Here is a 25,897-nt window from a genome sequence, read left to right as displayed (position 1 = left end):
GAAGGGCCGGACCCCCTCGGGGCCCGGCCCTTCGCCTTGCATGCACATGCAATGATGCGGCCCTGACGTTGCGTCATCAGGGGGGATGGGCACAGTGCTGGGACCGCTGCGTGAAGGCACGCCACGACGGATCGGACCCTATGAGGTGCTGGCCCGGCTCGGCGCCGGCGGCATGGGCGAGGTCTTCCTGGGACGGGGGGCCGGGGGCGGTTCGGGGGGTGACTCCCCGGGCGGTGACTCCTCGGGCGGTGATTCCCCGGAGGGCGGTTCCTCGGAGGGCGGCTCCCCGGAGGGCCGGGTCTCGGAGCGCGGTTCCTCGGAGCGCGGGGTCTTCGTGGCCGTGAAGACCGTGCGGCGTGATGTCGCGGGCGATCCCGCCTTCCGTGACCGGTTCCGCCGCGAGATCAAGGTCGCCGGGCTCGTCTCCAGCCCGTACGCCGTCGCGCCCGTCGGCGGCGACGCCGACGCCGAGGTGCCGTGGCTGGCCACCGCGTACGTCCCCGGACCCAGCCTCTCCCAGGCCGTGCGGCGCGGCGGCGCACTGCCCGTCGCCACGGTCCGCGCGGTCGGCGCCGGGATCGCCCGCGCCCTCGCCGACCTGCACGCGGCCGGGGTCCTGCACCGGGACCTCAAGCCCGGGAACGTCATGCTCTCCGTCGACGGGCCCCGCCTCATCGACTTCGGCATCGCCCGCAGCAGCGCCGCCACCACCATGACCGCCACCGGTCTCATGGTCGGCACGCCCTCCTTCATGTCGCCCGAGCACGTGGCGGGCGCCCGGCGCGTGACGGCCGCGTCCGACGTCTTCTGCCTCGGCTCGCTGCTCTGTTACGCGGCGACCGGCGAGGACCCGTTCGGCGACGGGCCCCTTGCCGCCGTCCTGTACCGCGTCTCGCAGGCCGAGGCCGATCTGAGCCGGGTGCCGGAGGAGCTGCGCGGGACCGTCGCCGCCTGCCTCGCCCTGGATCCCGCGGAGCGGCCCTCGCCCGAGCGGCTCGCGGAGCTGCTCGGCGGGGAGACGGGGAGGGTCTTCCCGTGGCCGGAGGGCATCCGGGACCACATCGGCGAGTACGGGACGGAGCTCGCCCAGCTCGTGGCCTCGGGCGGGCCGCTCCTGGAGGTCGCGCCCGCGGCCGATCCCCGGCGGCCCGTGGTCACCTCCGGGGTGCCGGGGCTGCACTCCGTACCGACGCAGGGGCCGGTCGCGCGGCCGGACGCCCCGCCCGCGCGCGGGCGCAGGCGGCGGGTGCTCGCCGCGGCGCTGGCCCTCGCGGTCGTGGCCGGCGGCCTCGGCGCGTACCTGCTGTGGCCGGAGGGCGTGGCGAAGGAGCCGCAGGCGCCGCCGAAGGCCGCCCCGCCCGCCGGGCCCCGCGTCCCGGGCGTCGACGACCGGGGCCTCGCCGACGCCTCGGGCGTCGTCCCGCAGAACACGGCCCAGCGGCCGGCCGGCTGGAAGTCCTGGAAGACGAAGCTGACCGCGCCGGCGCTCGGCTGCTCGGCCGGCGAGAAGGTGCTGGTCTGCCGGACGACGGACGGGCGCTACGAGGCGCTGGACCCGGCGAGCGGGACGAAGCTGTGGGACGTCCCGCGCGCCGAGGACACACCGCACGACACCTACACCACCTCCCACGGGTTCCCCCACACGGCCGGGAGCGCCACGCGCCCCACCGTCCACGACGGGAGCGTGGTCCTCGTCGCCGGGAGCTCCCTCCAGGTGCGCGACGCGCGCACGGGGGCCGTGCGCTGGGAGAAGCCGGCCCAGGGGCCGCAGGGCGGCTTCGAGACCCGGCCCGTCGTCGCCGACGGAACCGTCTTCGTGGCGACGAAGGTGACGGAGGACTCCATCCAGGTCCGGGCCGCCCTGACGGCGTTCGCCCTGGCCGACGGGCGGCAGCTCTGGTCCGAGGAGCTCACCAACGCGGAGATCTCCTTCGCCGAGCGCCAGGCGTACGAGCCCGTGGCCTACTCCCGGGGCGTCGTCTACGCCCTCAGCCAGGGCGGGCTCGTCGCGTACGACGGCAGGAAGGGCACCCAGCTCGGACAGGTCGACCAGGACGCCGAGGCCTGCAAGGAGCTCAAGATCGTGGGCGCGTCGGCGTACTGCGCCGACGCCTTGTACGGCACCGACACCGGAACCTCCCTGCACCTGCTCGACGCCCGCACCCTCGCCTCGAAGGCGTCGCTGCCCGGCGCGCTCGGCACCGCCGTCCCCACCGCGATCGGCCCGCGGTCCGTCCTGACCTGGGACAAGGGCCTGCGGATCCTCGACCCGCGCACCGGCGAGACGCTCGCCTCCTTCCCGCTCACGGCGGCTCCGGCCGGTCTGGCCCAGAGCTGGTCCGCGCCGCTGCTCGCGGGCGACCGGATCGTGTACGCCGACTACTCCTCGCTCCACACCGTGCGGCTCGGCGCCGACGGCACGCCGGGCACGCCCAGGGTCACGGCGGTGCCGGGGGCGCCCGGGCCGCGCGCCGAGGAGGAGTCCTACGACCCGGACTACGGTGAGTTGCAGTCCAGGAAGATCCGGCCGCCGGAGGTCCTGCCGGTGGGCGGGATCGCGTACGTCGTCTTCGACAAGGGTGTCGTCGCGTCGGTCGAACTCCCCAAGTGACGTTCCGGAAGGACCTGTTCGATGCTGGAAGCTCTGCCCCCGGGACAGCCCCCGCGGCTCGTCGGGCCCTACCGGCTGCTCGCCCGGATCGGCGCGGGCGGGATGGGCGAGGTGCATCTCGCCTGCCGGGCCGACGTGCCGACGGCCGATCCGCACCGGATGGTCGCGGTGAAGACCGTCCGGGAGGACCTGGAGGTCGACGGGGACTTCCGGACCCGGTTCCGGCGGGAGATCGCGGCGGCGCGGACCGTGGACGGGCCCGGTGTGGCGCGGCTCGTGGACGCCGACGCCGACGCGCCCTCGCCGTGGCTGGCGACGGAGTACGTGCCGGGGCCCTCGCTCGCCGAGGCCGTCGTACGGTCGGGGGCGCTGCCCGTCGCGGCCGTACGGGCCCTGGGGGGCGCGCTCGCCCGGGCGCTCGCGGACGTCCACGGGGTGGAGGTGCTGCACCGGGACCTGAAGCCCGCGAACGTCCTGCTCGGCGCGGCCGGGCCCAAGCTGATCGACTTCGGCATCGCCCAGGCCTTCGAGGCGACGGCCCTCACCTCGACCGGCCTGGTCGTCGGCTCCCCCGGGTTCATGTCGCCGGAGCACCTGGTGGGCAGCCGGGCGGTGGTCCCCGCGTCGGACGTGTTCTGCCTGGGCGCGGTGCTCGCGTTCGCGGCGAGCGGCCACGGGCCGTTCCACGACGAGGAGATGGCCGCGGTGATCTATCGGATCACCCGGGCCGACGCCGAACTGTCCGGGGTTCCGCCGGAGCTACGGCCCGTGGTGGAGCGCTGCCTGCGGCTCGACCCGACGGAGCGGCCCTCGGCCGGGGAGTTGGCGTCGCTGCTCGACGAGGGCGGTGAGCGGTCCGCCGTATTCCCTTGGCCCGGTGGGGTGTTGTCGCTGCTCGCCGAGTACGGGGAGGCCGCGCGGAGCGTCGGGGAGGCGGCGTCCTCCGGTGCGGGCGTCGCGGACCTGCCGACGCTCGGCCCGGTCGTGCCGTACTCCCCCACCGCGATGACGGACCGGCCTGCCGCTCCGGCCGCCGCGCCCGTGGAGCCGCGCCGTCGGCCGTGGGGCGCGGTCGTGGCGGGCGCGGTGGTGGTGGCCGTGCTCGCGACGGCGGGGGTGGTGCTGCTGAACCGGACCGACGATTCCGGTGGGTCCGGTGGGTCCGGTGGGTCCGGCGGGTCCGCGGGTGGGGTCGCGGGGGCGCCCACCACACCCGGCTCGTCGGAGGATCCGGCTCCGGCCACGCTGAGCCGGGTCGTCCTGCCGTACGGCGGCACGGGCCGTACCAACGACTTCGGCGCGGCCGGTACGGAGCGCTCCTCCCGGCCGGCGGGCTGGTCGCCCTGGACGGCCGAGGTGGAGACGGGCATCGGAACCTGCGCACTCTCCCCGAAGGTCCTCGTCTGCCCCGGGTCCGGCGGCGCGGTCACCGGGCTGAGCGCGGCGGACGGCAAGCAGCTGTGGAAGGTGCCGGGCCGGGGCGAGGGGCTGCGCAGCGGCGCCCAGTACCCGGCGGTCGTCGGCGACACCGCGTACGTGACGGGGCCGGACGGGGTCGTCTCGTACGGGCTCGGTGACGGGAAGGAGCGCGGCAGGATCCCGGGGCCCGGGGCCGACTGGGCCGTGAAGGGCACCGACCTGCTGGACGGGGTCCTCTACTCCTCGTACGTCAACATGCGCGACGAGCGGACGGGCCTGGTCACCGCCGTGCGGCTCGCCGACGGCGAGAAGCTGTGGCAGACCCCGCTCGACGCCCTGCCGGAGCAGCCGGTCGCGGCGGCGGGGCGGGTCTACGTCCCGCTCGGTGTCGTGCCGGTGGCCCTGGACGCCCGTACGGGCAAGGAGGCGGCGCGCGGCAAGGAGAGCTGCGGCGGGTTCGTCGTCCACGAGAAGAGCGGCAGCGTGCTCTGCACGCACCGGCAGGACGGCACCGTCGGCGTCCTCGACCCTGCGACGCTCCGGCTGCGCCGCACCCTGGGCACCGAGGTCTCGGCCGGGCCGGCCGTGAACGCGGACGGGCTGGTCGCCGTCGTCAGCGGGGGCGGCACGGTCGTCACGTACGACCTGGAGAGCGGGCGCGAGCGGTGGTGGGAGGCGGGAGAGTCCGCGGACCGCGTCTACCTCGTGGGCGACCGGGTCGTGACCAGCAGCAAGGAGCGCGTGGTCTCCTACCCGGCCTCCGGCCCCGGGGGCGGGGACGACGTGGAGGAGTACCGGCCCAATCTGCCCGACAGCGTCACGGCGCAGACGTCCGGAGACGCGCTGGCCGCCGGAGGGGCGGTCTTCCTCACCCTCCCCGACGGCCTGGTCGTCTCCGGCTATCTGCCGTGACCTCCGGCCGGTGTCAGCCGTCCGCCCGGCGGTACTTGCGGACCGAGAGCGTGCGGAAGAGCGCGACGATCAGGATCGAGTAGATCAGCGACGCCCAGACCGGGTTCTGCATCGGCCAGGCGTCCGACGGCGAGACGCCCGGGTCGCCGAAGAGCTTGCGGCACGCCTGGACGGTGGCGCTGAACGGGTTCCACTCGGCGATGGGCTGGAGCCAGGACGGCATCTGGCTGGAGTCCACGAAGGCGTTCGAGATGAACGTGACCGGGAAGAGCCAGATCAGACCGCCGGACGTCGCCGCCTCCGGGGTGCGGACCGAGAGGCCGATCAGCGCGCCGATCCAGGTGAAGGCGTAGCCGAGGAGCAGGAGCAGGCCGAAGCCGGCCATGACCTTGGCGAAGTTGGTCGGCTCCGCGTATCCCGGGCGCCAGCCGATGAGCAGCGCGACGATCGCGAGGACCATCAGGGTCAGCGCCGTCTGTACGAGGTCGGCGAGGGTACGGCCGGTGAGGACCGCGCCCCGGGCCATCGGCAGGGAGCGGAAGCGGTCGATGAGGCCCTTGTGCATGTCGTCCGCGATGCCCGCGCCCGCGCCGGCCGTGGCGAAGGTGACCGTCTGCGCGAAGATGCCCGCCATCAGGAAGTTCTTGTAGACGTCCGGGTCGGTGCTGCCGCCGATGCTCATGGAGCCGCCGAAGACGTACGTGAAGAGGACCACGAACATCACCGGCTGCACGAGCCCGAACAGGATCATCTCGGGAATCCTGGTCATGCGGATCAGGTTCCTGCGGGCGATGACCAGGGAATCGTTCATGCTGCTCACTTCGACACCTCCTTCGTACGCGTGCGGCCTCGGCCGTCCTTGTCGGCGGGTCCGCCGTTCTCCTCCTCCGTGAGCGCGGCCGCGTGGCCGGTCAGGGAGATGAAGACGTCGTCGAGGGTGGGGCGGCGCAGACCGATGTCGTCGATCTCGACGCCGACGGCGTCCAGGTCGCGGATGACCTCGGCGAGCAGCTTGGCGCCGCCGGTGACGGGGACGGTGAGCCTGCGGGTGTGCTGCTCGACGGAGACCTCGGCGACCCCTCTGCCGGCGATGCCGTAGCGGGCCAGGACGTCGCGCGCGCCCGTGATCATTCCGGGCTCGTGGACGACGACCTCGACGCGCTCGCCGCCCGTCTGGGCCTTGAGCTGGTCGGAGGTGCCGCGGGCGATGACCTTGCCGTGGTCGACGACGCAGATGTCGTGGGCGAGGTGGTCGGCCTCCTCCAGGTACTGGGTGGTGAGGAGCAGGGTCGTACCGCCCGCGACGAGTTCCTTGACGACCTCCCACAGGGCCTGCCGGTTGCGGGGGTCGAGACCGGTCGTCGGCTCGTCCATGAACATGACCGGCGGGGAGACGACGAGGGCCGCCGCGAGGTCGAGGCGGCGGCGCATGCCTCCCGAGTACGTCTTGGCGGTGCGGTCGGCGGCGTCCGCGAGGTTGAAGCGTTCGAGGAGTTCGCCGGCCCGTACCTTCGCCTCCCTGGCCTTCATCTGGTAGAGCTGACCGACCATCTGGAGGTTCTCGCGACCGGTGAGGTACTCGTCGACCGCGGCGAACTGGCCGGAGAGGCCGATCGAGCGGCGGACCTGTTCGGGATGCTTGAGGACGTCGACCCCGGCGACGACCGCTCGGCCGCTGTCGGGCTGGAGGAGGGTCGTCAGCACGCGCACGGCGGTGGTCTTCCCCGCGCCGTTCGGGCCGAGCAGGCCCAGGACCGTGCCTTCGGGTACGTCGAGGTCGACGCCGTCCAGAGCTCGTACGTCACCGAAGGTCTTCACCAGACCCTCGGCGTAGATCGCGCCTGGCATAGGGATTCTCCCGGAGAGATTCGGGCGTTTCCTACCGATCCTAGGTTTGTCGGGCGGGCCTCGCCCAGTGAATGTGTGACCCGCGCCACATGATCATGGGCGGGGTGGACGGTCCGCCCGGCTTCGGCGGCCGGTGTCCCGCGTGGCCGTGGGCCGGCGTCCCTGGGACGCGGGAGGGTGTCGGGAACACGTCGTCCCCCCTACCCTTCCGCCCGCCCGTTGGCGTTTCGTTGGAGCGCTGTTGGACCTCCGCGCGAGGCTGTGGTTCCTGGCAACGGGTACGACTGACGGGGGAGACGGGGATGGCTGCGAACGGTGACCTGGGGTACGTCGGCGGCGAGGCGACGCCGTGGGCGGAGCTGGCGGCCGAGATGCGCCGGATCAAGGTCGACACGGACCTCAGCTACGGCAAGCTCGCACAGCGCACGCACTACAGCCGCTCCTCCTGGGAACGGTTCCTCAACCAGAAGCAGTTGCCGACCCGGGTCGCGGTCGAGCAGTTCGCCGCGGCCTCCGGGCAGGACCCCCGTCCGCTCCTGCTCCGTCTGGAACACTCGCTCGCCCATGAGTCGGCCGGGACCGGGCGGGACGGCGTCCCGGCACCCGGCCCGCGCCACCCTGGGGCGGCGCGGAACCGCCGTGGGCCCGGGCGGGCGGACCTCGTCCCGCCGGGCCTCGTCCGGCCCCTCGTCCGGCCCCTCGTCCGGCCCCTCGTCCGGCCCCTCGGCCTGGTCGTGGCCGGCGCCCTGCTCGGCGGTCTGGGGGCCACGCTCGCCCGGGCGGTACGGCTCCACCAAGGCGGCGCGCGTCAGCCGAGGACCGTGTAGCCCGCGTCCCGCAGCGCCTCCTCCACCTCCCGGCAGTGCTCGGGTCCCTTCGTCTCCAGGTGCAGTTCGACCTCCGCCTCCGTCAGACCGAGGCGCGGATCCGTCCGCACATGGCTCACGTCGAGGACGTTCGCGTCGACGACCGTGAGGACCGCGAGGAGCGTCGCGAGCGCCCCCGGCCGGTCCGTCACCCGCAGCCGCAGGCTCAGATAGCGGCCCCCGGCGGCCATGCCGTGCCGCAGGATCCGCTGGAGGAGCAGCGGGTCGACGTTCCCGCCCGACAGGATCGCCACCACGGGCCCCTGGAAGGCCCTCGGGTCGGCGAGGATGGCCGCCACCGGGCTCGCGCCGGCCGGCTCGACGACCAGCTTCGCCCGTTCGAGGCAGAGCAGCAGCGCCGAGGACAGGTCGTCCTCGGAGACGGTACGGACCTCGTCGACGTACTCCCGGACCAGGGCGAACGGCACGTCGCCCGGACGCCCCACCTTGATCCCGTCCGCCATGGTCACCGGCGACTCGATCACCACCGGGTGTCCGGCCGCCAGCGAGGGCGGGTAGGCGGCCGCGCCCTCCGCCTGCACGCCGATCACCTTCACGTCCGGGCGCAGCGACTTCACCGCGAGCCCCACGCCGGCCGCGAGGCCACCGCCGCCGATGCCCACCAGGATCGTCCGGACCTCCGGGCACTGCTCCAGGATCTCCAGGCCGACCGTGCCCTGTCCGGCGATGATGTCGGGGTGGTCGAAGGGGTGGATGAAGACCGCGCCCGTCTCCCGCGCGTACTCCTCCGCCGCCGCCAGCGTCTCGTCGACGACATGGCCGTACATCCGGACCTCGGCGCCGTACTCCCGGGTCGCCGCGACCTTCGGCAGCGGGGCGCCGACCGGCATGAAGACCGTCGCGTGCACACCGAGCAGCTTCGAGGCGAGCGCGACGCCCTGCGCGTGGTTGCCCGCGGAGGCGGCGACGACCCCGGCGGCCCGCTCCTCGGGCCGCAGCCCGGCGATCCGGACGTACGCCCCGCGCAGCTTGAAGGAACCCGTCCGCTGGAGGTTCTCGCACTTGAGGTGGACCGGCGCCCCCACCAGCGACGACAGGTGACGGCTGCCCTCCATCGCGGTCACCCGGGCCACCCCGGACAGCATCTTCTGCGCCCCGCGCACGTCGTCCAGCATGAGGTGGTGCAAGGGGTCTCGCGTACGGAAGGTCATGACAGCAAGTCTCGCAGCTCACGGCCCTCGTGGCCGCTCGGCGAGCGGGCGTCGAACCCGGTTTGCGCAGCCCCGGTACGGACCCCGGCGGGGCCGCGTACTCTGTCCCCCACCAACCGACCCCCGCACGAGAGAGACCCACAGCCATGCCCACATCTCAGGACATGACGACTGAGCTCGACCCCGGTCTCCTCGATGCCCTCCAGCACCAGGTGGCCGTCTTCGCCCGCCGGGCCGAGCAGACCCGCCTCGGCGGCACGGGACAGCTGCGCAACTCCATGGACCGGGCCGCCTATCTCCTCCTCAACAGGCTCGACCAGGAAGGCCCGATGGGCGTCAAGGCGCTCGCGGCCGGCATGGGGATCGACTCGTCCACGGTCACGCGACAGGTCGCCCCGCTCGTCGACACCGGTCTGGTCAAGCGCACTTCGCACCCGGAGGACGGGCGCGCGGTCGTCCTCCAGCTGTCACCACGCGGCCTGGCCCGCCTGGAGGAGGTCCGCTCCTCGCGCCGCGAGCTGATGGCGGAGGTGACGGACGGCTGGACGCAGGACGAGCGCGAGTCCTTCTGCACCCTGCTCACCCGCTTCAACACCGCCCTGTCCGCACGGCAGTCGGCGCACGCGGGACATCCGGTGACAGCTTCCGGAGGCACGGCGACGGAGTCCGCGCCGACCTCTTGACCCCGGGCTCCCGCTGCCCTCCCATGAGGAGGTGCGAGAGCGTCGGATCGACTCAGGAAACGGCACGGGCAGCGGAGGCAGCGGACCGGGCAGCGGATCGGGTGGTGGACCGGGCGGTGAACACACCTACCGGGCCCGGGAGTTCGAGGCGTTCGTGGCCGGGGCGGCAGGACGGCTCCTGCATGCCGCGACCCTGCTGACCGCCGAGTCCCGTACCGCGAACCCGTACGCCCGGGCCCTGTTGACCGCAGCCCTCGCCCATACCTACGCGGTGTGGACGCGGTTGCGCGACGAGGACCCGTACGAGCTCACGCGCCGCGACCTCGCCGCCCGCTTCGCCCGCACGGCCTGGCGGTACCACGGCGGCCGGGGCCCGCTCGCCGCGCTCGGCCCGCAGGAACGCCTCGTGGTCGTGCTGCGGCTGTACGAAGGCGTGGCCGAGGAACAGGTCGCGGCGCTGCTCGGACTCTCCGAGGCGCGCGTCCGCGCGGTCTGCGCGCGCTCGGTCGCCGCGCTCCGGGCCTCGGCGCGCTCCACGGGGACCTCCCCGGGGCCCGGTCGGGCCCCGGGCCGGGAGCGCGCCGCGTGACCCGGCACGAGGACAAGGAGGCGGCGGTCCGGCGGATGATGGACACCCCGCACCCGCCGGTTCCCGCGGACCTCGCCGTACGGGCCGAGGCACTCGGGGCCCGGCGGGCCCGCCGCGACCGGGTGGCGCGCCGGGTGCTGTGGACCCTCTTCGTCCTCGCCGCGCTCGCGTTCACGGTGTGGGCGTCGGCGGAGCGGCCGTGGGAGGTCCCGCCCACGCGGACGACGCCACCGCTCGAAGGGTGGTGAAGTCCGGCCTAGCCTGGAGTGGGGGCCGACTGGAGGTCGACATGGCCAGGAAAGCAACCGACTGCCGGGACACCCCGAGCGTCTCGGGCTGTTCGCTCTACATCTCGGGCGAAGAGGAAGAGGTGGTCCGGGCGGCCGCCGAGCACATGGTCTCCGTCCACGAGCACACGGATTCACCCGAGCTCCGCGCGGAGGTACGGGCCGAGCTGAAGGACGCGCTGCCCGGGACCTGAGCGACGGAGGGCCCGGGCGCCACCCGCGTGCGGCGCCCGGGCCCTCCGACCGGTGGCGACTAGCCCAGGGCCTGGCGCAGGTCCGCGAGCAGGTCCTCGACGTTCTCGATGCCCACCGACAGACGGACCAGGTCGGCCGGGACCTCCAGGGCGGAGCCGACGACGCTCGCGTGCGTCATACGGCCCGGGTGCTCGATGAGGGACTCGACGCCGCCCAGCGACTCACCGAGGGTGAAGAGCTGCGCGCGGTTGCAGACCTCGACCGCCGCCTCCTCGCCGCCCTGCACGCGGAAGGAGATCATGCCGCCGAAGCCGCGCATCTGCTTGGCCGCGACCTCGTGCCCCGGGTGCTCCGGCAGGCCCGGGTAGAGGACCTGGGTGACCTTCGGGTGCTGGGTCAGCATCTCGACGATCTTCGACGCGTTCTCGCTGTGCCGGTCCATGCGCACCGCGAGGGTCTTGATGCCGCGCAGCACGATCCACGAGTCGAAGGGCCCGGCGACCGCGCCCATCGCGTTCTGGTGGTAGGCGAGCTCCTCGCCCAGCGCCTCGTCGGCCGTGACGAGGGCGCCGCCGACGACGTCCGAGTGCCCGCCCATGTACTTGGTGAGCGAGTGCACGACGACGTCCGCGCCGAGCGCCAGCGGCTGCTGGAGGTAGGGCGAGGCGAAGGTGTTGTCGACGACGAGCTTCACGCCGGCCTGGCGGGCGACGCCCGCGACCGCCTCGATGTCGGTGATGCCGAGGAGCGGGTTCGACGGGGTCTCGACCCAGATCAGCTTCGTACGGTCGTTGACGGCGTCCCGTACCGCGTCGACGTCGGAGGTGTCCGCCACCGAGAAGTCCACGCCCCAGCGCTGCACGACCTTGGCGAAGAGCCGGAACGTGCCGCCGTAGGCGTCGTTCGGGATGACCACGTGGTCGCCGGGCGCGAGGAGCGTGCGCAGCAGGCAGTCCTCGGCGGCCAGGCCGGAGGCGAAGGCGAGACCGCGCCGACCGCCCTCCAGGGCCGCCAGGTTCTCCTCAAGGGCCGTACGGGTCGGGTTGGCGCTGCGGCTGTACTCGTATCCGCCGCGCAGCCCGCCCACGCCGTCCTGCTTGTAGGTGGACACCTGGTAGATGGGCGGGACGACCGCGCCGGTCAGCGGGTCGGCGGTGTTGCCCGCGTGGATCGCGCGGGTCTCGAAGCTCTGGTGAGAGTGCTGGTCGCTCATGGGTCAGGAGCGTAGTACTGAGCGCCCCCCGCCGCCTCGTTGGTCTCACCGGGTGTCCTGGACAATGGACACATGGAGATTCTCTGGTTCCTGATCGCGCTGGGGCTGCTGTTCGGCGTCCTCGGCCCCTACGTGCTGCGCCGCCGCGGCGGCGGAGGGATCCGGCAGGTCGCGCCCGGCGCACCGGACGCGGCGGACCCGGAGGCGTACGGCTTCGCACGGCAGGAGGAGCAGGACGTACGGCTCCCCGGCGCCGACGACGACCTCCTCCACGTCCTGGACGTCGTCCAGGCCACCCAGGACTGGCGGGCGGCCTCGCGGCTGCTCGGCGACACCGACAAGGAGAGCGAGACGCGCTGGCAGCGCGTCCAGGCCTTCGCGGGCGCCGCCTCCCTCGAACTGCAGGAGCGGCCCGGCGTGGGCGGGGCGTGGCTGCGGGCCTGGCGGGCGGAGGCGCCGAAGGACCCGGGTGCCGCGGCCGTGCACGCCGAGTTCCTGGTGCAGCAGGCGTGGCGCTCGTCGTCGGCCGGGACCGACGACTTCCGGATCATCCTGGAGGAGGCCCGGAAGGTCACCGACGAGGCGGCGCTGCTCGCGCCCGGCGACCCCGTCCCGTACATCACGCAGCTGGCCGTGGCGCGCGGCCTCGGTTACAGCCACGAACAGTTCGACCAGGTGTGGGCGAAGGTCATCGACCGGGCGCCGCAGCACATGGGGGCGCATCTGGCGGCCCTGCACTACTGGTGCGAGAAGTGGCACGGTTCGCGCGAGGAGGCCGACCACTTCGCGACGACGGCCGCGGCGCGCGCCCCGCGGGGCTCGCTGCTCGCGGCGCTGCCCCTGTTCGCGGTGTACGAGCACGTGCCGGACGTGGTGCTGGTGCAGGACTTCTTCCGTACGGCCGTGGTGAGCAAGGCGACGGAGGGCGCGCTGTACGCGGTCCACTCGGCCCGGGCCGACGACCCGATGCTCGCGCACGTCCGCCACCTGCTGATCTGGTTCCTGGTGCGCGGCGAGCGGTGGGCCGAGGCCATGCACCAGCTCGTGCGGGTCGACGGGCACGTGGGCGCGGTGCCGTGGACGCTGAGCGCGGACCCGGCGGCGGAGTACACGGTCTTCCGGAACCTGGCGGTGGCGGGGTACGAGGCGAACGGCGGCAGCCCGGTGACGCTGCCGCGCTGAGGCCTGCGCGTCGGCTTTCGGGGCTCGGCTTTCGGAGCTCGGCATCGGTGCTCGGCATCGGGGAGGGCCGGGAGGGGGAATCCCTCCCGGCCCTCCCTTGTTGTGCGTAAGCGCCGACCGTCGAGGAGAGATGCAGCATGTTCCTGTCCCGCACCCCCGTCCTCCCCACCCCCGAGCAGGCCCTGCGCGGCCGCCCGGAGCCGGAGTTCTCCGTCCCGGAGCGCCACACGGTCCTCGGCAACCCGCTCCTCGGCCCCTACCCGGAGGGCCTGGAGGCCGCCGACTTCGCGCTGGGCTGCTTCTGGGGCGCCGAGCGCAAGTTCTGGCAGACCGAGGGCGTCTGGACGACGCTCGTCGGCTACCAGGGCGGCATCACGCCGAACCCGGTGTACGAGGAGGTGTGCTCCGGCCTGACCGGTCACACCGAGGCCGTCCGGGTCGTCTTCGACCCGTCGAAGGTCTCGTACGAGTCCCTCCTGAAGCTCTTCTGGGAGTCCCACGACCCGACCCAGGGCTTCCGCCAGGGCAACGACGTGGGCACCCAGTACCGCTCGGCGATCTACACCCACACGCCGGACCAGGCCACGAAGGCCGAAGCCTCCCGCGCGGCCTACCAGAAGGTCCTGACGGGCTCCGGCTACGGCGAGATCACCACCCACGTCCTCCCGGCCGACGAGGACCGCCCGTTCTATCCGGCGGAGGCGTATCACCAGCAGTATCTTGACCGCAACGTCGACGGCTACTGCGGGATCGGTGGGACTGGCGTTTCTTGCCCGATCGGTGTCGCTCCGGCCGACGGCAAGTGACCCTGACCTGATCCCCGAGCTGCCGGCGCGGCCGTGGCGAGAACGCCGGCCGACGGGTCCGCCCGTCGGCCTCACGTTCCGCGGTACATACGCGCCGGACGATGCACTCGGGACTAGGGGGCGCCAGCCAGATGGCTGGTGCCTCTTTCCGTTTCGCCTCCCCCTTCAGTCCCGCCACTTCGGGACCAGCAGGTCAGGATTGAACGGGCGGCGGCCTCCGCCCCCCACCGGCAGCACGATCACCGCGTGCAGCACTTCCCGGATCAGCGCACGCTTCTGGGTCAGGTCCAGTCGTCCCGAAGTCCAGTGTTCGCGTACGTCGCCAGTGACTTCGGCGGCCCGCTGCCGGCTCAGGGCGTGACGCGCCCTGTCCGCACGGAGTTCCTTGACGCGCGCTTCCATATTCCGGTTCTCGGGAAAGAAGAGCTCATCCGAGACCTGGTCTTCCTGCCATGCCTGGAGCAACTTGCGCTGCTTGGTCATCAGGCGGTCCAGCTCTTCTTCCCCTCCCCACTTCTCGTCGGTGCACGTCGCCCTGGCCGCCCTCTCTTCCAGCTTCGCGAGCACGGCCTCCCCGATGAATTCGTCGATCTTGGCGCCGTTACGCCCGATGCCCCCGCATCCGCCCATTTCTTTACTGGGGCACTGGTAGAGGTACCCCCCGGAGAGGTCCGCCCGCGCGGTCGCCCGGAGGGGCGAGTCACAGATCCGGCCGTCCGAACCCGGCTTTCCACACCGAAGGATTCCCGTCAGTAGGTACGACGGGGTGCGGTAGTCCGTGACCGTCCCGTCAGCCTTGACGTTGGGGCCGATACGGGCCGAGAAGACAGCGTCGATGGCCATCCACTCCTTGGGCGTGATGACGGGCTCCCAGAGACCGACGACAGGCACGCCGTTGACGTCGCGCACCAGCTCGCCATGGTGTTTCCGCCAGCCGCAGAGGCGCGGGTTCCACAAGGCGAGCTTGAGCGAGCGGCTCGCCCACTCCTTGTCGTTGATCGTGCGGACGCCGGCCTCCTGCCACTCACGCAGGATCGAGTGAAGCGACTTGCCGGCGATCACCTCACGGGCGGCCTTCGCCAGCCACGCTGCCTCCTCGGGCTCCAGGGTGAGTTTGTCGCCCTTCCAGCCGAACGGGCGCTTTCCGCCCACCGGGATGCCCAGCTCGGCGCGAGCGCGGTGCGAGCGGCGCGCACGCCGCTGCATCTTGCGCACCTCCATCTTGGAGATGACGACGCCGAAGAGCCCCATGGACTCCACATCCTCGCTGTAGAGGTTCTTCGACCCCTTGGCGTCTGCGTACAGCCGCCCCTCCTCGTACGTGAGCGCGTCCACGAACCGCTCGTAATCGCCCGCCCTGCGTGTGAGCCGGTCGTCCGCGACCACGATGACGCCGCGCACGGGCTGCCCGTCCGGCATGTGTCCCGACTTGAGCACCTTCACCATGGCCTCGAAGTCCGGGCGCACCACCGCCGCCTTGGCCGCCGACAAGTCGTTGTCGGTGTAGCGGCGCACGATCGTCCAGCCGAGGCGGGCCGCCGTCTCCTCGTTGACCTTGTGCTGGTCCTCGACACCGTGACCATCTCTGGCCGTGTCGGCGGAGATACGCGCGTACGAGACCACCGGGATCACCGGCGTCGCTTCGTCCATTTCCCACCCCTTTGCGAAGAGCATCAGTAATGCTACGCAAAGAGAACTGGTGTAGTCAGCAGTACCTGGAATAGAACTGCCGGACTACCGGACCTGGTCGGTCGCCGCCCCGCGCAGCAGGGCCGCCGTCGCCGCCGGGTCGTAGTTCTCGGGGACGCCGTCGATCAGGAGGACGTCCCCCGGGATGTGGCGGGCGCGGAGCGGGATGAGGGCCTGGTACGCCTCGGAGGCGTACCAGGCCTTGGCGTTCTCGTACGTCGGGAAGCCGAGGAGTACGAGGCGGCCGGGCCAGGCGCCCTCCACTACCTCGCGGTCGGGGGCGCCGTGGACGAGGAAGCGGCCGCCGAAGGGGTCCAGGGTGGCCTGGATGCGCTCCATGTAGGTGAAGACCTCCTCGTCGAGGACGGGCTTCGGGTGCAGGTTGGCCATCGCGTATGCGGTCATGGGACCAGCCTGCCGGGGCACGGCGCGCGGGTCGATTACCCCTGACGTCATGCCCCGGGACTCCGGACGCAGGGGTCAGATCGTCGACGCGTCGATCACGAAGCGGTAGCGGACGTCGCTCGCGATGACCCGCTCGTACGCCTCGTTGATCCGGTCCGCGCCGATGACCTCGATCTCGGCGCCCAGGCCGTGCTCGGCGCAGAAGTCGAGCATCTCCTGCGTCTCGGCTATGCCGCCGATCATCGAGCCGGCCAGGGTCTTGCGGCCGCCGATGAGGGAGAAGAGGTTGAGCGCGACGGGCTCCTCGGGGGCGCCGACGTTGATCAGGGCGCCGTCCGTCTTGACCAGGCTCAGGTAGGCGCCGAAGTCCAGCGGTGCGGAGACGGTGGAGATGATCAGGTCGAAGGTGCCGGCGAGCCGGGTGAAGGTCTCCGGGTCGCTCGTCGCGTGGAAGTGGTCCGCGCCCAGCTTCAGCCCGTCCTCCTGCTTCTTCAGCGACTGGCTGAGCACGGTCACCTCGGCGCCGAGCGCGTGGGCGATCTTGACGCCCATGTGGCCGAGGCCGCCGAGGCCGACGATCGCGACCTTCTTGCCCGGGCCCGCCTGCCAGTGGGCGAGCGGCGAGTAGAGCGTGATGCCCGCGCAGAGCAAGGGCGCGGCCTCGTCGAGGCCGATGCCCTCGGGGATGCGCAGGGTGTAGTTCTCGTCGACGACGATGTGGGTGGAGTAGCCGCCGTAGGTCGGCTCGCCGTTCTTGTCGAGCGCGTTGTACGTCCCCGTCCCGCCCTGCGTGCAGTACTGCTCCAGGCCCTGCAGGCAGTACGCGCACTCCCGGCAGGAGTCGACGAAGCAGCCGACGCCGACCCGGTCACCGACCCGGAAGCGGCTGACCCCCGGGCCGGCCTCCGTGACGATGCCGGCGATCTCGTGGCCGGGGACCATCGGGAAGATGCCCTCGCCCCAGCCGTCGCGCGCCTGGTGGATGTCGGAGTGGCAGATGCCGGAGTACTTGATCTCGATGAGGACGTCGTGCTCGCCGACGGGGCGGCGCGGCACGGTGGTGCGCTCCAGCGGAGCGTTCGCGGAGGGGGCGGCGTAGGCGGGGACGGTGGTGACGTTCGTGGTCATGGGTCCCAGACTGCCCGAGGTCTCGGACATCACCCAGGCACCTGTTCTGCCTACGTCCGGCGTGCCTACCACTGGCAGGGTCAGGAACGTCCGTCCGTCCGCCCGTCTCCGCGCCGATAATGGGGTCGTATGGACCTCAGTGCCGAACTCAGCGAATTCCTCCGCTCCCGGCGGGCCCGGCTGAAGCCGCAGGACGTGGGGTTGCCCGAGTTCGGGCGGCACCGGCGCGTCCCGGGGCTGCGCCGGGAGGAGCTGGCGCAGCTGGCCGGGGTGTCGGTGGCGTACTACACGCGTCTCGAACAGGGCAACGGCCGGAACGTGTCCATGGAGGTGCTGGACGCGATCGCGCGGGCGCTGCGGCTCAGCGACACCGAGCGGGCGCATCTGACGCATCTGGCGAAGCCGACGGTGAAGAAGCGGCAGCGGGCGGCGATCGCGCGTCCGCAGCGGGTCCGGCCGGGGCTCGCGCACCTTCTCGACTCGATGGACGGGGTGCCGGCCTTCGTCCTGGGTCGCCGTCTCGACATCCTGGCCTGGAACCGGATGGCGCGGGCGCTGCTCGGTGACTTCGCGGCGTGGGAGCCGGACGAGCGGAACATGGCCCGGATGATCTTCCGTGATCCGAACGCGCGCGACCTGTACATCGACTGGGAGTGCAAGGCGATCGAGGTCGTGAGCGTGCTGCGGCTGTACGCGGGCTGCTATCCGGACGATCCGCAGCTGCTCGCGCTCGTGGGCGAGCTGTCGGTGAAGAGCGAGGAGTTCCGCTCGCTGTGGGCGGCGCACACGGTGACCGACAAGGGGCACGGCACGAAGCGGCTGCGGCATCCGCTGGTGGGTGAGATGACGCTGTCGTACGAGTCGCTGAAGGTGGCCGGGGACGATCCCGACCTGGTGCTGGTGACGTACCACGCGGAGCCGGGGTCGGCCTCGGCGGACGCGCTGCGGCTGCTCGCGCAGTGGGGTGTGGACGAGCCCTCCGACGTACGGAAGGCGTAGCGGCGGGCAGGGGCGGTCGTAGCGCAAAGGGCCCCCTCCTCGTGGAGGGGGCCCTTTCGCGTACGACCGGGGTGCGGATCAGACCGCCGAGCCGGCCTTCCAGTCCGCCCAGCTCATGTTCCAGCCGTTGAGGCCGTTGTCGGGGGCGATCGTCTTGTCCTTGGAGTTCTTGACGATCACGACGTCACCGACGATCGAGTGGTCGAAGAGCCAGGCGGCCTGCTGGTTCGGGTCGCCGGCGCCCTTGGCGTCGTTCAGGCCGACGCAGCCGTGGCTGGTGTTGGCCGAGCCGAAGATCGAGTCCGCGCCCCAGTAGTTGCCGTGGATGAAGGTGCCGGACGTCGACAGGCGCATGGCGTGCGGCACGTCCTTGATGTCGTACTCGCCCTTGCCGTCGTCGTCGGTGAAGCCGACGGTGGCGCCGTTCATCCGGGTCTCCTTGAACTTCTCGGAGATCACCATCTGACCGTTGTAGGTCGGGTTCTCCGGGGAGCCGGCGGAGATCGGGATGGTCTTGATCGTCTTGCCGTCCTGGGTGACCGTCATGGTCTTGGTGGCGACGTCGACGGTGGAGACCTGGTTGCGGCCGATCTTGAAGGTGACGGTCTTCTGCTGGACGCCGAAGACGCCGTCGGCGCCCTCGACGCCGTCGAGGTCCAGCTTGAGCGTGACGGTCGAGCCCTCGGTCCAGTAGTCGTCGGGGCGGAAGTCGAGGCGCTGGGCGTTGAACCAGTGCCCGACGACCTCCTGTCCGGTGCTGGAGGTGACGGTGATGCCGCCCTGGACGGCCGCCTTGTCGGTGATCGCCTTGTTGAAGTTGATCGAGACGGGCATGCCGACGCCGACGGTCGAGCCGTCCTCGGGGGTGAAGTTCCCGATGAAGCTGTTGGCCTTCGAGACCGTCGTGAAGGACGAGTTCTCGTGGGCCTCCAGGCCGTCCGTGTCCGTGGCGGTGGCCGCGATCTTGTAGACCGTGGCGCGCTCGAGCTGCTCGCTCGGCTTCCAGCTGAGGCCGTCGGCCGCTATCTCGCCCTTGACCTTCGTGCCTTCGGCGGAGGTCAAGGTGACCTCGGTGAGCTTGCCGTCGGTGACGGTGACCTTGGCGTCGTTGTTGATGGACACGTTCTGCGCGCCGCCCTTGGGCGCGATGGTGATCTGCGCCTTCGACGTCTTCGCCGCCTCCGCCGCCTCGTCGACCTGGGCCTGGGACTGTGGCGTCGCGGAACCGGAGGCGCTGCCGCCCTTTTCGCCGTCGTTGCACGCCGAGAGCACCAATACGCCGCCGAGCACCGCGGCCGCGACCGCCAGGCTCTTGCGGCGCTTGCCGTCCGTCATCACACGCATCTCCATCGTCGCCGATTCCCTGCCAACGCTTACTTAAATACCCATGACACCCCGTCCGGTTCCGGAACCGGGCGGTTTGTGGGGAACACCACTGATCGACACGCACGGGTGGAGCGTCCGGTTCCCGGGGCCACGCGAAAGGCCCCGGGACGGTGTCCCGAGGCCTTTGAACAGGGTGTCTTCCGGCCTTACGGCTGGTCCTCGCCCCTACGGCCGGTCGTCGTCGTCTTCTTCCTCGTCCCCATCTTCCTCGCCGAGGTCCCACTCCAACGCATCGGGGTCGTACTCGATCTCCTCGGTGCTCCAGGACGCCTGGACCATCTCGATCCCGGGGACGTCCCGGATCAGGTCGAAGGGCTCGACGAGATGGGCGAGGGCCTCGGCACTGTCCTCTCGGGCGGCGGCGCGGGCCTGCACCCGATCCTCCTCGGGCATGAACTCGTCACCGTTGATGCGGCCCTCGGCGGCCTCGGTCAGCTCGGCGGGGCCGTCGATCTCCAGGACCACATCGACACGAAGCCGTACATAGCGCGCTGTCTCGGAAGTACTCATGAGTCGGAGCGTAGGGGTCGGCGGGCTCTCGGCTTTCCCGCGACCCGCTGTGTTCATTAGCATCGGGACACCTACCGACGCGCGGTTTCCGCAAGGGGGATCGAAATTTCCGTGTCCGCCGCCCGACGCCCACTTCTGACCGCCACCGCGGCGGGGACGCTGCTGTGCGCCCTGTGGTTCGTACCGTCCGCGAACGCCACCGACGAACCGGGCGGTGTGCGGGTCGGGGTCGGGATCATCGAGGACGATCCGGGCACGGGCGGCGACGCCCGCCTCGCGGAGACCGGGAACCCGGACACCACGCCGTACCTGCTCGGCGGGACGGGGTTCCTCGGGGTCGGCGCGGGGTTCGTGGCCCTGGCGATGCAGCGGCGCGGCCGGGCGTCCTGACGCTCCGTCCGCGGCGTGGCCGGGCGTCCTGACGCCCCGTCCTCCGTACGTGCGTGAGGGCCCGCTCCCGGAATCCGGGGGCGGGCCCTCACGCGTACCGCGTCGCTCGTTACGCCAGCGGGCCGGTGACCGGCTCCACCGCGGCGAGCAGCTTCCCCTCCCGTACGAAGGTGTCGGCGGCGGCCAGGTCGGGCGCGAGGAACCGGTCCGGGCCGGGGCCCTCGACGCCGGCCGCGCGCAGCGCGTCGATGGCGGCCTGGGAGGCGGGGGCCGGGGTGAGGCCCTCACGGAGCTCGATGCCACGGGTCGCGGCGTACAGCTCGACCGCGATGATCCGGTTGAGGTTGCCGATCGCGGTGCGCAGCTTGCGGGCGGCGGACCAGCCCATGGAGACGTGGTCCTCCTGCATCGCGGAGGACGGGATGGAGTCGGCGGAGGCCGGGACGGCCAGTCGCTTCATCTCGCTGACCAGGGCGGCCTGCGTGTACTGGGCGATCATCAGGCCCGAGTCGACGCCGGCGTCCTCGGCGAGGAACGGCGGCAGTCCGTGCGAGCGGTTCTTGTCGAGGAGGCGGTCGGTGCGGCGCTCGGCGATCGAGCCGAGGTCGGCGGCGGCGATCGCGAGGAAGTCGAGGACGTACGCGACGGGGGCGCCGTGGAAGTTGCCGTTGGAGGCGACGCGGCCGTCGGAGAGGACGACGGGGTTGTCGACGGCTGCGGCGAGCTCGCGCTCGGCGACGAGCCGGGCGTGGGCCATGGTGTCGCGGCCGGCGCCGGCGACCTGCGGGGCGCAGCGCACCGAGTAGGCGTCCTGGACGCGGGGGGCCTCGCCGGCGAGGGCGTGGCCGGTGAGGCCGGAGCCCTTGAGCACGGCCAGCATGTTGGCGGCGGCGGCGGCCTGGCCCGGGTGCGGGCGGATGGCGTGCAGCTCGGGTTCGAGGACCTTCTCGGTGCCGAGGAGGGCTTCGAGGGAGAGCGCGGCGGTGATGTCGGCCGACTTGTAGAGGGTGTCGAGGTCGGCGAGGGCCATGACCAGCATGCCGAGCATGCCGTCGGTGCCGTTGAGGAGGGCGAGGCCCTCCTTCTCCTTGAGCTCGACGGGCGCGATGCCGTGTGCGGCGAGCAGCTCGCCGGCGGGCTTCAGCACGCCGTCGGGGCCCTCGGCGTCGCCTTCGCCCATCAGGGCGAGCGCGCAGTGGGAGAGCGGGGCGAGGTCGCCGGAGCAGCCGAGGGAGCCGTACTCGTGGACGACCGGGGTGATGCCGGCGTTGAGGACGTCGGCCATGGTCTGCGCGACCTCGGGGCGGACGCCGGTGTGGCCGGAGGCCACGGTCTTGAGCCGCAGGAACATCAGCGCGCGCACGACCTCGCGCTCGACGCGCGGGCCCATGCCGGCGGCGTGCGAGCGGACGATGTTGCGCTGGAGCTGGGCACGGAGCTCGTGGCTGATGTGCCGGGTGGCGAGCGCGCCGAAGCCGGTGGAGACCCCGTAGACGGGCTCGGGCTTGGCGGCGAGCGCGTCGATCACGGCCCGGGCGGCGGCGAGGGCGTGCACGGCCTCGGTCGACAGCTCGACGCGGGCGCCGTGGCGGGCGACGTCGATGACGTCCTGCGGGGTCGTGCCGGACGTGCCGAGGACGACTGTCTGCATATCCATATTCAGCACCCTACGGATTGAAGACCGACCTGTCACTAGGTGATGGGTCACCGTCTCGACGGGGTAAGGACCCTTACCGGGCGATGACCGTCGGACCGGTGATCACCGGTGGGGATTCCAGTCTGCCGCTCGACAACCTGGACGGCGCAGGATGCGGCGCAGGAGGGGGCGGGCGCCGACCGATCCAGTGCGCGCCACCAGGGCCGGTCGCGGCAGGAGATCGCGACCGAGCTGGGAGTCAGTCGACATGCCGTCCACAAGAAATTCGGGAGGCAGTGATGTGCCGAGCCAATTGAGATGGCTTCTCAAACGTACGGAGCACCAGCCCAGGACGGAGAGGTCTGGGGGTTCTGCCCTGTGGGGTCGATGGCCGCTGAGCTGCAACGGTGCAGAGCCACGCTATGTCAACACTGTTGACCGGGCTGAGCATGGCGTGTCTAGGATCCGGCATACCGCCACGCCAGCCCCGCAGCCTTACGGAGTGCCGTGATTGCCCCAGAGCCGCAGACCGCCGTCGGGCCGGGTTTCACCCCCGCCCTCGACTTCGCCTTCGAGGTCCGTGCCTTCCTCGCCCCCTCACTGCACATCGGGCACGGTGCCGGCGAAATCACCGAGTACGTCCCCATCACCGGCGGCACTGTCGATGGCCCCCGCCTGCGCGGCACTGTCCTGGCCGGCGGCGGCGACTGGTGCGACAGACGCGGCGGGGTCTACCAGCTCGATGCCCGATACCTCCTTCAAGCCGATGACGGCGCAGTCATCGACATCACCAACCGCGGTTACTACCACGAGGACGACCCCACCGCCCCCGCCCAGCACGACGGCGCCCTGCAGGTGTCCGAGGCAGGTGTGTACTACCGAACCTCCCCCGTCTTCCGCACCGCCGCCCCCGCCCATCTCTGGCTCGCCCGCACCCTCTTCATCGGCCTCGCCCGCGGCGACGACTCCGAAGTCGCCATCCGCTTCTACTCCGTGGCCTGACCGCCGTCGCGACAAGCCGCAAAGGAAGGCCTCCCGGGAGATGACTTCTAAAGTCCTTCCATGACAAGGACCACGCCGCCACGGCCACTTGACGTCGAGGCACTCTTCCCGGAACTGGCCGCCCATCGGGGTACGACCACCCGGCTGCATCCGCGACCGGGGCACCCGGGGATGTCGGTGAGCTCCGTCGGCGGGCCGATGCTGTGTCTGGAGCAGGCCAGGGACCACGATCGAGAACTCGTGGATGGCGTGGGCTTCGAGTTGGCGGCGCAGGTTAGGTCTTCGCGTAGTCGCGGACGCTCTGCTGACTCAGGATCTTCACGAGGTTCACCAACGAGTCGGGCGGGAGCTGGAGGACGACCTCCAGCTTCTTCGCCAAGTCCCGGTCCGGGGGTTCCTCGCCCCGCTCGATCTCCGAGATCCGGGTTCCGCTGCTGAAGACCTTCGACGCCAGGTACGCCTGCGTCCACTCTCGCCCCAGCGCCAGCCGCGCCTCGCGGACGGCATTCCCGAGGTACTGCTCGATGCTGTCGCCGGGGTCCAGATCTTGCGCTCCTGGCATATGCCCCGTTCCTCACCTGCGCAATGGAACTCAACTCCTGCAAAGCGTAGGGCTGGTCACGCCATCGTGGAGTTGTTCCGGAGGAGATCCATCAGAAAGTGAGACCTCCATGCGTACGCCCACCACCACACCCCCCGTCCGCCCCGTCACCGAGGCCGAAGCCGCCCGCGTGTACCGCGACCTCAAGGCCGCCATGGACACCGCCGGGCTCCCCACCAACGGCCTCTACCGCGACGTGACGCGCACGCCCGGCGGAGACATCCACCGGTACGGCTCGGGGTCATCGGCTTCGGCGGCGCCAAGCGGCTGACCGCCCTCCTCCGCACCGCCCGGCCCACCCCGTGAGGTACCGCGTCGGCGACGTCGTGACCGACGCGCAGCGGGCGCTCACCGGGCAAGTACGGGACGTACACGGGAATCTGCTCACCCTGGTGCGCCCCAGCGGATACCTCTGGGAAGCGGCGGTCGAACATTGCTGGTCGGCAAGCCCGGAGGAACGCGCGAGCCTGACCCCGCGCGGGGCCGTCCGCATCATCAGTACGTCGCCCGCGCCGCCCTCTTCCTGATCGCGGTCGCCGTGGGCGCACTCTGCGCCGCCCTTTGGCTCCGCACCCCGTAGCCGGACAGACAGAGCACAGCGCCGACAGCCGGCGGGGGCGACGGGAGCAGCGGGGGGGCTCTGGGGGTGGGCCTGCTTCGTGGGCTTCTGGTGCGGCCGCCCTCTTTCCGAGTGTGGCGGCCGGGGGCGTGGCCGCGCGGGGGCCCGGGCATCGCTCCGGCCGCGTGAGCGGCCGACGGGCCGGCGGGTGGGGGCTTGGCTAGCGGCTGGGGCCGGTGGGCAAGCCCCCACCCACCGGCCCGAGGGCACTCACGCGCCCCGGCCGATGCCCGGGCCCCGGTGTGACCCCGGCCCCCGGACCGCCCTCCGAGAGTTGTTGCGCAGCTTCCGCCGCCGGGTCAAGGGTGGCCGTAGGCCATCGGCTCCGCCGACTTGCCCTTGACGCGGCGGCGGAAGCTGCGACTCTCGGAAAGAGGGCGGTCCCACCAGAAGCCCACGAAGCACGCCCACCCCCAGTACCCCACCCCGCGCCCGCCCGCGCCGCGTACAACTGGTGGCGGAACAGCGGAGTCCCAGGGCCGGCCGTGACCTGGGTACCGCAATCGTGCACGCTGCCCACCGAGGAGCAGCCGCTGCGCATCGCCGAGTTCGACACGCTGTTCGCCGATGCGCTGATCCGTGTGGAGCCGGCCCACAGCGATCCTGGCCCGGCCGGTCCTGGACGCCGCGGCCGAGCCGGCGGCGCAGGAGCTGGCTTCCACCGCGCATCCCGAGCTCGGTCACCCGCTGGCGGTGCGCGCCAGAGGCCGACCGGACTCTACGGGGCCACGGGCTTCACGGGCGTGGCCTTGAGGTCGGCGATGAACTTCCGTGTATCGTCCACGTCTTTGGGCCGGTACAGGCGCATGCCGAAGTAGTAATCCTGGCCTTCGGTGGTGGCGATGACGTTCGGTTTCCCTGCGGTGCGTTCGTCGCCGAACCACACGGTGATCGTGCCGTCGTCGTTGCGGACCAGTTCCTTGTCGGACAGTCCGGGCCGGGCGACGTCGAGCCATCCTTTGCTGTCGTACTTGATGACGGAGAAGTAGCCGTTGTGGTCGAAGTCCAGCGGCGGCACGGGGAACGTCCAGGCGTCGTGCCCGGAGGCGGTGATGCGGGCTTGGAAGTACTGGGCGTGCTCCGGTGGCAGCCCGCCCCATCCCAGCGCCGCGCCGAGGGTGTGCTGGTCGGGTGTCGTGCTCTCGGGTGTCCCGAACGCCTGGCTGAAATCGGCTTCCGCGGCGCGGGCCTCCAGCGTCGCGCGCACCGCGTCCAGGCTGGCGGTGTCGTAGTCCGCCGGCTGATAGGGGTGGTCGGTGGCGGCGCTGATCTGCCGAGCGTCCTGCAGCTGCTGCGCGTGCTCGAGGCCGCCGGTGATCGCGGTGCGGCCCGCGATGTAGACGTGCGTGCCGCTCGACAGGTCGGAGTTGCGCACGGTCAGTGTCTCGCCCGGGTAGACCACTCCGACGGTGTAGTGGTTCTCGTCGATGATCTGGTCGACCTGGAATTCCGCCGACTCGGCGACGTGGAAGGTGGCTTCCTTGGTGACGTCGACGACGGCGTAGGAGTAGATCAGGTCGACGTTCGACCGGATGACCACCTGGCTGTCGACGTTCACCGGCTCCCGGTCGTGGAAGTACCGGTTGACCGGTGCCTTCGCCAACTGCTTGAGAAAGTAGTGCGCAGTCTCCGCCTGGGCGAAGTTGTCCAACGTCACGATCGACGCGTCGCTCACGTGCACTCCTTGCGGGGACGGGGATCAGGTTCGGTGGCCTGGGCCGGTTCCAGATGTCCGGGAGCGACTGCGAA

Annotated in this window: 25 protein-coding genes and 1 pseudogene; 14 read left to right on the top strand and 12 right to left on the bottom strand. The window is 71.7% G+C overall.

Going from position 1 to position 25,897, the window contains the following annotated elements; genetic code table 11:
• Positions 1-85: 85 nt before the first annotated feature.
• Both OG580_RS22890 and OG580_RS22885 read left to right on the top strand, forming a co-directional pair.
• Positions 86-2,611, top strand: coding sequence for a PQQ-binding-like beta-propeller repeat protein (locus OG580_RS22890; RefSeq protein ID WP_267045543.1), 2,526 nt, complete (start codon positions 86-88; stop codon positions 2,609-2,611).
• Between the two features lie 21 nt (positions 2,612-2,632).
• Positions 2,633-4,942 (top strand): protein kinase, encoded by a 2,310-nt coding sequence (locus OG580_RS22885; protein WP_267045542.1) that lies wholly within the window; start codon positions 2,633-2,635, stop codon positions 4,940-4,942.
• A gap of 13 nt (positions 4,943-4,955) precedes the next feature.
• On the opposite strand, the gene OG580_RS22880 is transcribed toward OG580_RS22885, so the two are convergent.
• Positions 4,956-5,753 (bottom strand): ABC transporter permease, encoded by a 798-nt coding sequence (locus OG580_RS22880; protein WP_267048084.1) that lies wholly within the window; start codon positions 5,751-5,753, stop codon positions 4,956-4,958.
• A 5-nt stretch (positions 5,754-5,758) separates the two neighbouring features.
• Positions 5,759-6,790 (bottom strand): ATP-binding cassette domain-containing protein, encoded by a 1,032-nt coding sequence (locus OG580_RS22875; protein WP_267045541.1) that lies wholly within the window; start codon positions 6,788-6,790, stop codon positions 5,759-5,761.
• Between the two features lie 302 nt (positions 6,791-7,092).
• Between OG580_RS22875 and OG580_RS22870 the strand changes: the two genes are divergently transcribed.
• Positions 7,093-7,617, top strand: coding sequence for a helix-turn-helix transcriptional regulator (locus OG580_RS22870; RefSeq protein WP_267045540.1), 525 nt, complete (start codon positions 7,093-7,095; stop codon positions 7,615-7,617).
• Here the strand turns inward: OG580_RS22870 and ilvA are convergent.
• Positions 7,599-8,828: a threonine ammonia-lyase gene (gene ilvA, locus OG580_RS22865; RefSeq protein WP_267045539.1), complete on the bottom strand. Its 1,230-nt coding sequence runs from the start codon at positions 8,826-8,828 to the stop codon at positions 7,599-7,601. The two genes, OG580_RS22870 and ilvA, sit on opposite strands and share 19 nt — an antisense overlap.
• Before the next feature lie 146 nt (positions 8,829-8,974).
• Here ilvA and OG580_RS22860 point away from each other — a divergent pair, with 146 nt between their 5' ends.
• The 4 genes from OG580_RS22860 to OG580_RS22845 all read left to right on the top strand — a co-directional run bounded on the left by OG580_RS22860 (position 8,975) and on the right by OG580_RS22845 (position 10,581).
• Positions 8,975-9,511: a MarR family winged helix-turn-helix transcriptional regulator gene (locus OG580_RS22860; RefSeq protein ID WP_267045538.1), complete on the top strand. Its 537-nt coding sequence runs from the start codon at positions 8,975-8,977 to the stop codon at positions 9,509-9,511.
• 154 nt (positions 9,512-9,665) lie between these two features.
• A complete protein-coding gene (locus OG580_RS22855) occupies positions 9,666-10,100 on the top strand; it encodes a sigma factor-like helix-turn-helix DNA-binding protein (RefSeq protein WP_267048083.1) in 435 nt (144 codons plus the stop codon).
• Positions 10,097-10,348 carry a hypothetical protein gene (locus tag OG580_RS22850; protein ID WP_267045537.1) on the top strand — a complete coding sequence of 84 codons (252 nt, stop codon included), beginning with the start codon at positions 10,097-10,099 and terminating at the stop codon, positions 10,346-10,348. The genes OG580_RS22855 and OG580_RS22850 overlap by 4 nt, the downstream gene beginning before the upstream one ends.
• Before the next feature lie 41 nt (positions 10,349-10,389).
• Complete coding sequence (locus OG580_RS22845) at positions 10,390-10,581, top strand: DUF1059 domain-containing protein (protein ID WP_267045536.1); 192 nt, start codon at positions 10,390-10,392, stop codon at positions 10,579-10,581.
• Positions 10,582-10,640: 59 nt separating this feature from the next.
• Here the strand turns inward: OG580_RS22845 and OG580_RS22840 are convergent, their stop codons facing one another.
• On the bottom strand, positions 10,641-11,795 hold the full coding sequence (locus OG580_RS22840; protein WP_267045535.1) for a cystathionine gamma-synthase: 1,155 nt from the start codon (positions 11,793-11,795) through the stop codon (positions 10,641-10,643).
• A 72-nt stretch (positions 11,796-11,867) separates the two neighbouring features.
• On the opposite strand from OG580_RS22840, the gene OG580_RS22835 reads away from it, so the two are divergent.
• Positions 11,868-12,977, top strand: coding sequence for a hypothetical protein (locus tag OG580_RS22835; RefSeq protein ID WP_267045534.1), 1,110 nt, complete (start codon positions 11,868-11,870; stop codon positions 12,975-12,977).
• 137 nt (positions 12,978-13,114) lie between these two features.
• Entirely contained in the window at positions 13,115-13,783 is a 669-nt protein-coding gene (gene msrA, locus OG580_RS22830) for a peptide-methionine (S)-S-oxide reductase MsrA (RefSeq protein WP_267045533.1), read from the top strand.
• Positions 13,784-13,948: 165 nt separating this feature from the next.
• Here msrA and OG580_RS22825 read toward each other — a convergent pair whose 3' ends face one another.
• The 3 genes from OG580_RS22825 to OG580_RS22815 form a co-directional block, all read right to left on the bottom strand.
• Positions 13,949-15,433, bottom strand: a complete 1,485-nt coding sequence (locus OG580_RS22825) for a recombinase family protein (RefSeq protein WP_267045532.1) — start codon at positions 15,431-15,433, stop codon at positions 13,949-13,951.
• 84 nt (positions 15,434-15,517) lie between these two features.
• Entirely contained in the window at positions 15,518-15,877 is a 360-nt protein-coding gene (locus tag OG580_RS22820; RefSeq protein WP_267045531.1) for a DUF1330 domain-containing protein, read from the bottom strand.
• A gap of 75 nt (positions 15,878-15,952) precedes the next feature.
• Positions 15,953-17,005, bottom strand: coding sequence for an NAD(P)-dependent alcohol dehydrogenase (locus OG580_RS22815; protein ID WP_267045530.1), 1,053 nt, complete (start codon positions 17,003-17,005; stop codon positions 15,953-15,955).
• A gap of 129 nt (positions 17,006-17,134) precedes the next feature.
• Between OG580_RS22815 and OG580_RS22810 the strand changes: the two genes are divergently transcribed.
• Entirely contained in the window at positions 17,135-18,004 is an 870-nt protein-coding gene (locus OG580_RS22810) for a helix-turn-helix domain-containing protein (protein ID WP_267045529.1), read from the top strand.
• A gap of 78 nt (positions 18,005-18,082) precedes the next feature.
• Here OG580_RS22810 and OG580_RS22805 read toward each other — a convergent pair whose 3' ends face one another.
• Positions 18,083-19,354, bottom strand: a complete 1,272-nt coding sequence (locus OG580_RS22805) for an Ig-like domain-containing protein (RefSeq protein WP_267045528.1) — start codon at positions 19,352-19,354, stop codon at positions 18,083-18,085.
• 201 nt (positions 19,355-19,555) lie between these two features.
• Positions 19,556-19,900: a hypothetical protein gene (locus OG580_RS22800; protein WP_267045527.1), complete on the bottom strand. Its 345-nt coding sequence runs from the start codon at positions 19,898-19,900 to the stop codon at positions 19,556-19,558.
• 111 nt (positions 19,901-20,011) lie between these two features.
• Here OG580_RS22800 and OG580_RS22795 point away from each other — a divergent pair, with 111 nt between their 5' ends.
• Positions 20,012-20,290 (top strand): hypothetical protein, encoded by a 279-nt coding sequence (locus OG580_RS22795; protein ID WP_267045526.1) that lies wholly within the window; start codon positions 20,012-20,014, stop codon positions 20,288-20,290.
• Between the two features lie 109 nt (positions 20,291-20,399).
• Here the strand turns inward: OG580_RS22795 and hutH are convergent, their stop codons facing one another.
• Positions 20,400-21,941, bottom strand: coding sequence for a histidine ammonia-lyase (hutH, locus tag OG580_RS22790; RefSeq protein ID WP_267048082.1), 1,542 nt, complete (start codon positions 21,939-21,941; stop codon positions 20,400-20,402).
• Between the two features lie 192 nt (positions 21,942-22,133).
• Here hutH and OG580_RS22785 point away from each other — a divergent pair.
• Positions 22,134-22,226, top strand: a pseudogene (locus tag OG580_RS22785) (helix-turn-helix domain-containing protein); the annotation flags it as partial.
• A gap of 207 nt (positions 22,227-22,433) precedes the next feature.
• Entirely contained in the window at positions 22,434-22,928 is a 495-nt protein-coding gene (locus OG580_RS22780; protein WP_267045525.1) for a DUF3237 domain-containing protein, read from the top strand.
• Positions 22,929-23,202: 274 nt separating this feature from the next.
• Here OG580_RS22780 and OG580_RS22775 read toward each other — a convergent pair whose 3' ends face one another.
• Positions 23,203-23,490, bottom strand: a complete 288-nt coding sequence (locus OG580_RS22775; RefSeq protein ID WP_267045524.1) for a helix-turn-helix transcriptional regulator — start codon at positions 23,488-23,490, stop codon at positions 23,203-23,205.
• Between the two features lie 109 nt (positions 23,491-23,599).
• Between OG580_RS22775 and OG580_RS22770 the strand changes: the two genes are divergently transcribed.
• Positions 23,600-23,800 (top strand): hypothetical protein, encoded by a 201-nt coding sequence (locus OG580_RS22770; protein ID WP_267045523.1) that lies wholly within the window; start codon positions 23,600-23,602, stop codon positions 23,798-23,800.
• Positions 23,801-24,866: 1,066 nt separating this feature from the next.
• Here the strand turns inward: OG580_RS22770 and OG580_RS22765 are convergent.
• Positions 24,867-25,823: a DUF1214 domain-containing protein gene (locus OG580_RS22765; protein WP_267045522.1), complete on the bottom strand. Its 957-nt coding sequence runs from the start codon at positions 25,821-25,823 to the stop codon at positions 24,867-24,869.
• Positions 25,824-25,897: the final 74 nt, after the last annotated feature.

This window comes from Streptomyces sp. NBC_00094, assembly GCF_026343125.1.
Taxonomy (GTDB): Bacteria; Actinomycetota; Actinomycetes; order Streptomycetales; family Streptomycetaceae; genus Streptomyces.
Note: the sequence above shows the minus strand (reverse complement) of the source record. Positions and strands in the feature narration are given on the sequence as shown.